General features: G+C 71.6%; 1 protein-coding gene. It reads right to left on the bottom strand.

Annotated features, from left to right (window positions below; all coding sequences use genetic code 11):
* Nucleotides 1-6,447 (bottom strand): amino acid adenylation domain-containing protein (locus ACJ8AT_RS25365; RefSeq protein WP_407740431.1); only part of this gene is annotated, 6,447 nt, incomplete at both ends.

Genomic DNA, 6,447 nt, shown 5'->3' with positions numbered 1-6,447 from the left:
TAGCCACGCGCCAGGGGAACGCCGCCGATGTAGAGCTCGCCGGGGACGCCTACCGGGACGAGCCGCAACGCGGAGTCGAGCACGTGCAGCTCGACGTTGGCGATGGGCCGGCCAATGGGCACGGCGCCCGAGGAGGCCTCCGCCGCGCTCACCTCGTGGACGCAGCAGCCGACCACGGTCTCGGTGGGGCCGTACTCGTTGAGCAGGCGCGTGGCCGGAGCGTGGGTGCGCCAGAAGGAGAGGGCCTCGTAGGAGAGGGCCTCGCCGCCGATGACGAAGGCGCGCGTCCTGCCGGCGGCCTGCTCGGAGGAGAGCTGCTGGGAGAGGAGCGAGAGGTGGGTGGGCGTCAGCTTGACGAGGCTGAAGTCCGAGCCCGAGCGCAGCGCCGCGCCCAGGCCCTCCACGCCGTCGCTCTCGGGAACGAGCGTGACCGGATGGCCCGTGGTGAGTGGCAGCAGCAGACTGGTGACGGTGAGGTCGAAGGCGAGCGGCGAGTGGGTGGGCGCACCCGTGCCCTCCGCCATGCCGTAGGCCCCGGCGCACCAGGAGAGGTAGTTCACCAGCCCCAGGTGCTCGAGCATCACGCCCTTGGGCCTGCCGGTGGATCCCGAGGTGTAGATGACATAGGCGAGGTTCTCCGCCAGAACGGGCACGTCCGGCGCATGCTCCGGCTGCGCGGCGATGAGCGTGTCCCACTCCGCGTCCAGCAGGACGAGCAACTCGCTCTGCACGGGCAGCTCGTCGGCCAGGTGCTCCTGGGTGAGCAGCACCGGGATCCGCGCATCGCGCAGCATGAAGGCCAGTCGCTCGGAGGGATACGAGGGGTCCAGCGGAACATAGGCGCCACCGGCCTTGAGCACCCCGAGGATGGCGACCACCAGTTCCGGGGAACGCTCGACACACAGGCCGACGCGCACGTCGGGGCCGACGCCCAGCGAGCGCAGATGCCAGGCGAGCTGGTTGGCGCGTGTGTCGAGCTGCCGGTAGGTGAGCGAGACCTCTCCCATCCGCACCGCGATCGCGTCCGGCGTGCGCCGGGCCTGGGCCTCGAAGAGGTGCTGGGCGCGGACGTCCCGGGGGAAGTCCGCGCGGGTGGCGTTCCACTCGACGAGGAGCTGGTGGCGCTCGGCCTGGGTGAGCAGGGGCAGCGAGGACAGGCGCCGTCCGGGCTCGGTGGTGAGGGCCTCCAGCAGCACGTGGAAGTGCTCGAGCATCCGGCCGATGGTGTCCGCGTCGAACAGGTCCGTGGCGTACTCGCACACGCACGACAGTCCCCGCGGCGTCTGGCCAATCACGAGCGTGATGTCGAGCTTGGCGACGGCTGCCTCCTGCGCGGTTTCCAGGGCGCGCAGCGTGAGCCCCGGCAGCTCCATCCCGCCCCCGTGCGGAGTGGTCTGGTACATCAGCTTCACCTGGAACAGCGGCGCGTGCCGCAGACTCCGCTCCGGGTTGAGCGCACGGACCAGCTCCTCGAAGGGCAGATCCTGGTGCGCCTGGCCACCGAGCACGGAGTCGCGCGTGCGTCCGAGCAGCTCGCGGAACGTGGGGTCTCCGCCGAGGTTCGCGCGCAGGGCGAGCTGGTTGACGAAGAAGCCGATGAGGCTCTCGAGCTCCGCGTGGTGGCGGTTGGCCACGTCGGTGCCCACCACGAAGTCGTCCTGCCCCGAGTAACGCTGGAGCAGCACCTGGAAGGCCGCCAGCAGCAGCATGAAGGGCGTGACGCCCTCGGCCCGGGCCAGCTCCCGGACGCGGTCCGAGAGCGAGGCGGGCAACATCACGGAGCGGGTGGCGCCCCGGTGCGAGCGCACCGCGGGCCTGGGACGATCCGTGGGCAACTCCAGCACCTGGGCCGCGCCCGCGAGGTGCTCACGCCACCAGGAGAGCTGTGCCTCGAGTACCTCGCCCTGGAGCCAGCCCTGCTGCCACGCCGCGTAATCCGCGTACTGCACGGCGAGCTCCGGCAGGGGCGAGGGCTTGCCCGAGGAGAACGCCGCGTACAGCAGCCCCATCTCCCGGGTGAGCTGCGCCATGGACCAGCCGTCCGAGATGATGTGGTGCATCGTCACGAGCAGCACGTGCTGGCGCTCACCCAACCGCAGCAGCAGCGTGCGCACCAGCGGACCCCGTGCGAGGTCGAAGGGGAGTTGCGTCTCCTGGACGGCCAGCCGCCAGGCCTCCGCCTCCCGCTCACCCTCCGGCAGCCCCGACAGCTCCATCACCGGGAGCGGCCGATGCTCGGCGGGGGAGATGACCTGGGTGGCGCCCTCGGGGTCTCCGCGGAAGGTGGTGCGCAGGGACTCGTGGCGGCGGATGAGCTCGTTGAAGCTGCGCTCCAGCGCCGCGAGGTCGAGCATTCCCTCCAGGCGCAGGGCCGTGGGCAGGTTGTACGCGGCGTTGTTGGGATCGAGCTGATCCAGGAACCAGAGCCGCTGCTGCGCGAAGGACAGCGGCAGCCGGCCGGTGCGAGGCACGGGCACCAGCGCGGGCGCCTGGACTCCCTGCCGCGTCTGGAGGGCCGCATGCACCCGGGGCGCGAGCGCCGCGATGGTGGGCGCGTCGAACAGGTCGCGCAGCGGCAACTCCACCCCGCAGGTGGAGCGGACCCGCGAGACGAGCTGGGTGGCGAGCAGCGAGTGGCCGCCCAGGTCGAAGAAGTTGTCATGGACGCCCACGCGCTCGACGCCCAGCAGCTCGGACCACATCGCCGCGAGTTGCTGTTCCACCTCGTCACGGGGAGCGACGAAGGCCGGCCCGGTGTCCGGACGCACACCCTCCGGCGACGGGAGGGCCTTGCGGTCCACCTTGCCATTGGGCGTGAGCGGCAACGCCTCCAGCTCGACGAGGGCCGAGGGCACCATGTACTGCGGGAGCGTCCGCGCCACCCAGGCCCGGAGCTCGCCCGCGTCGGAGTGCTGGCCGTCCCGCCCCACGACGTAGGCCACCAGCCGCTTGTCACCGGGCACGTCCTCGCGCGCCACCACGGCGGCCTGACGCACCGTGGGGTGTTGCTCCAGCACCGCTTCGATCTCCCCCAGCTCGATGCGGAAGCCTCGGACCTTCACCTGGTTGTCGATGCGGCCCAGGTACTCCAACTGGCCGTCCGCGCGGTAGCGCACGAGATCCCCGGTCCGATACAGCCGGGCACCGTCCCGCGCGCGGAAGGGGTTGGACACGAAGCGCTCGGCCGTCAGCTCCGGCCGGTTCAAGTAGCCCCGCGCCAGCCCCACGCCTCCTACGTACAGCTCTCCCGGAACGCCAATCGGCACCGGCTGCAGCCGCGCATCCAACACGTAGACCTGCACGTTGGGCAGCGGGCGGCCGATGCCCGGCCGGGCCTCGTCCACGTCCTCGCAGACGGTCGCGCACACCGTCACCTCGGTGGGGCCGTACGCGTTGAGGAATCGCCTGCCCGGCTTCCAGCGCCTCGCCAGCTCCGGCGTGCACGCCTCTCCGGCGGAAGTCACCGTGCGCAGGCCCGGCACCGCGTCCGGCTCCAACTGCGCCAGCACCGACGGGGTCAGTGTCGCCGCGGTGATGCCTCGCGTCTGGATGAGCGCCTGAAGCGGCGCACCGGGCATCAGGGAGTCCCGGGGCGCGAGGCACAAGTGAGCGCCGGACAGCAGCGCCGAGAACATCTCCCAGATGGACGCGTCGAAGCCCGAGGCCGCGAACTGGAGCACCCGGCTGTCCGGACCCAGGCGCTGCACCCGTGCCGCCGCCAGCGCGGTGTTGCACAGGCCCCGGTGCGCCAGCAGCGTGCCCTTCGGCTGGCCCGTGGAGCCCGAGGTGTAGATGACGTAGGCCAGCGGATCCTCCCCTGCCTCCGTCCGGGGCGTGTCCTCGGGGCACAGCGCGATCCGCGCCCACTCCGAGTCCAGGCAGATCAGCAACTCACCCTGGGAGGGCAGCTCGTCCGCGAGCCGCTCCTGCGTCAGCACCAGGGACAGCGCGGCGTCGCGCATCATGAAGGCGAGCCGCTCCTGGGGATAGGACGGATCCAACGGCACGAAGGCGCCGCCGGCCTTGAGCACACCCAGCGCGCCCACGACCAGCTCCAACGAGCGCTCCACGCAGAGCCCGACCCGGCTCTCCTGCCCGACTCCCAGCGTCCGCAGGTGGTGCGCGAGCTGGTTGGCCCGGCGGTTCAGCTCCCGGTACGTGAGCTGGCTGTCCTCGAAGGAGAGGGCCACCGCGTCCGGCGTCCGCTCGGCCTGCGCCTCGAACAGCTCCTGGGCTCGAGCCTCGGGCGGGAGGCTGGCGTCCGTGGCGTTCCACTCCACCAGCAACTTGTGCCGCTCCTCCTCGGAGAGCAGCGGCATCGTGGACACGCGTTGCCCCGCATCCGCGACCGCGCCCGCGAGCAGCACGCGCAGGCTCGCGAGCAGCCGGTCGATGCTGCTGGCCTCGAACAGGTCCGTGGCGTACTCGCACACGCACGACAGTCCTCGCGAGGACTCGCTGACCACGAGCGTCAGGTCGATCTTCGCGACGGTCGATTCCTCCTCGGTGCCCAGGCCGCGCAGCGTGAGCCCCGGCAGCTCCATCGCGCCCCCCTGGGGCGTGGTCTGATAGGTCAACTTCACCTGGAACAGCGGCGCGTGCCGCAGGCTCCGCTCCGGGTTGAGCGCACGGACCAGCTCCTCGAAGGGCAGGTCCTGGTGCGCCTGTCCACCGAGCACGGAGTCGCGCGTGCGTCCGAGCAGCTCGCGGAAGGTCGGGTCTCCCGAGATGCGGCTGCGCAGGGCGAGCTGATTGACGAAGAAGCCGATGAGGCCCTCGATCTCCGCGTGGTGGCGGTTGGCCACGTCCGTGCCGACGACGAGGTCCTCCTGCCCCGAGTAGCGGTGGAGCAGCACCTGGAAGGCCGTCAGCACCAACATGAAGGGCGTGACGCCCTCGGCCCGAGCCAGCTCCTGGAGCCCCTCCGTGAGGGGGAGGGGCAGCAGCGCGGAGCGGGTGGCGCCGCGGTGTGACTGCGTGGCTGGACGCGGATGATCCGTGGGCAGCTCCAGCACCTGGGGCGCACCCGCGAGGTGCTCACGCCAGTACGTGAGCTGCGCGTCGAGCGCCTCGCCCTGGAGCCAACCCTGCTGCCAGGCCGAGTAGTCCGCGTACTGGAGGGCAAGCTCCGGCAGCGGCGAGGGCCGGCCCGTGGAGAACGCCTCGTACAGGAGGCCCATCTCCCGGATGAGCAGCGCCATGGACCAGCCGTCCGAGACGATGTGGTGCATCGTTACGAGCAGCACGTGCTGGTGCTCGCCCAGCCGCAGCAGCAGCGTGCGCAGCAGCGGGCCTCGAGCGAGGTCGAACGGACGCTGTGCCTCCTGAATGGCCAGTCGCCGGGCCTCGGCGTCCCGCGCGCCTTCCGGCAGCCCGGTCAGCTCCACCACCGGGAGCGGCTGCTGCACCGCGGGAGCGATGACCTGGGTGGCGCCCTCCGGACCGTTGCGGAACGTGGTGCGCAGGGACTCGTGGCGGCGGACGAGCTCGTTGAAGCTGCGCTCCAGCGCCGCGAGGTCGAGCGCCCCGTCCAGGCGGACGGCCGTGGGCATGTTGTACGCGGCGTTGTTGGGCTCGAGCTGATCCAGGAACCAGAGCCGCTGCTGGGCGAAGGACAGGGGCAGCCGGCCGGTGCGAGGCACGGGCACCATCGGGGGCGCCTTGGGGCCCTGCTGCCGCTGGAGCGCCACCTGGAGCCGGGCGCCGAGCGTCGCCACGGTGGGCGCGTCGAACAGGTCGCGCAGCGGCAGCTCCACGCTGAAGGTGCCTCGGATGCGCGAGATGGCCCGGGTGGCGAGCAGCGAGTGGCCACCCAGCTCGAAGAAGTTGTCGTGGATGCCCACGCGCTCGAGCCGGAGCACCTCGGCCCAGATGGAGGCCAGCTTCTGCTCGACGTCATTGCGAGGGGCGACGAAGGCCTGGGCCAGCTCGGGGCGAGAGTCCGGGGCGGGCAGGGCCTTGCGGTCCACCTTGCCGTGGCTGGTGAGGGGCAGGGCCTCCAGGTGCACGAAAGCCGAGGGCACCATGTACTCGGGCAGGCGCTGCTTGAGGAAGGCGCGCAGGGCCTCGGTGCCCAGGGCCTGCGCTTCACCAGTGACATAGGCCACCAGGCGCTTGAGGCCCGGGGAGTCCTCGCGGGCCACCACCACGGCCTCGCGCACGGAAGCGTGGCTGAGGAGGGCGGACTCCACCTCGGCCAATTCAATGCGGAAGCCGCGCACCTTCACCTGGTTGTCGATGCGGCCGAGGAACTCGAGCACGCCATCGTGGCGGTGACGGGCGAGGTCGCCGGTGCGGTACATGCGCGCACCGGAGGCGGAGCTGAAGGGATTGGGGAGGAAGCGCTCGGCGGTGAGGGAGGAGCTGCCCAGGTAGCCGCGGGCCAGACCGTCACCGGAGATGAAGAGCTCGCCAGGGACGCCCGCGGGCACCGGCTGCAGGTGCCTG

Origin of the sequence: Hyalangium sp., from assembly GCF_045802625.1 — a bacterium.
Classification (GTDB): Bacteria; Myxococcota; Myxococcia; order Myxococcales; family Myxococcaceae; genus Hyalangium.
The sequence above is the reverse complement of the archived record's forward strand: the minus strand, read 5'-3'. Positions and strand labels throughout refer to the sequence as shown.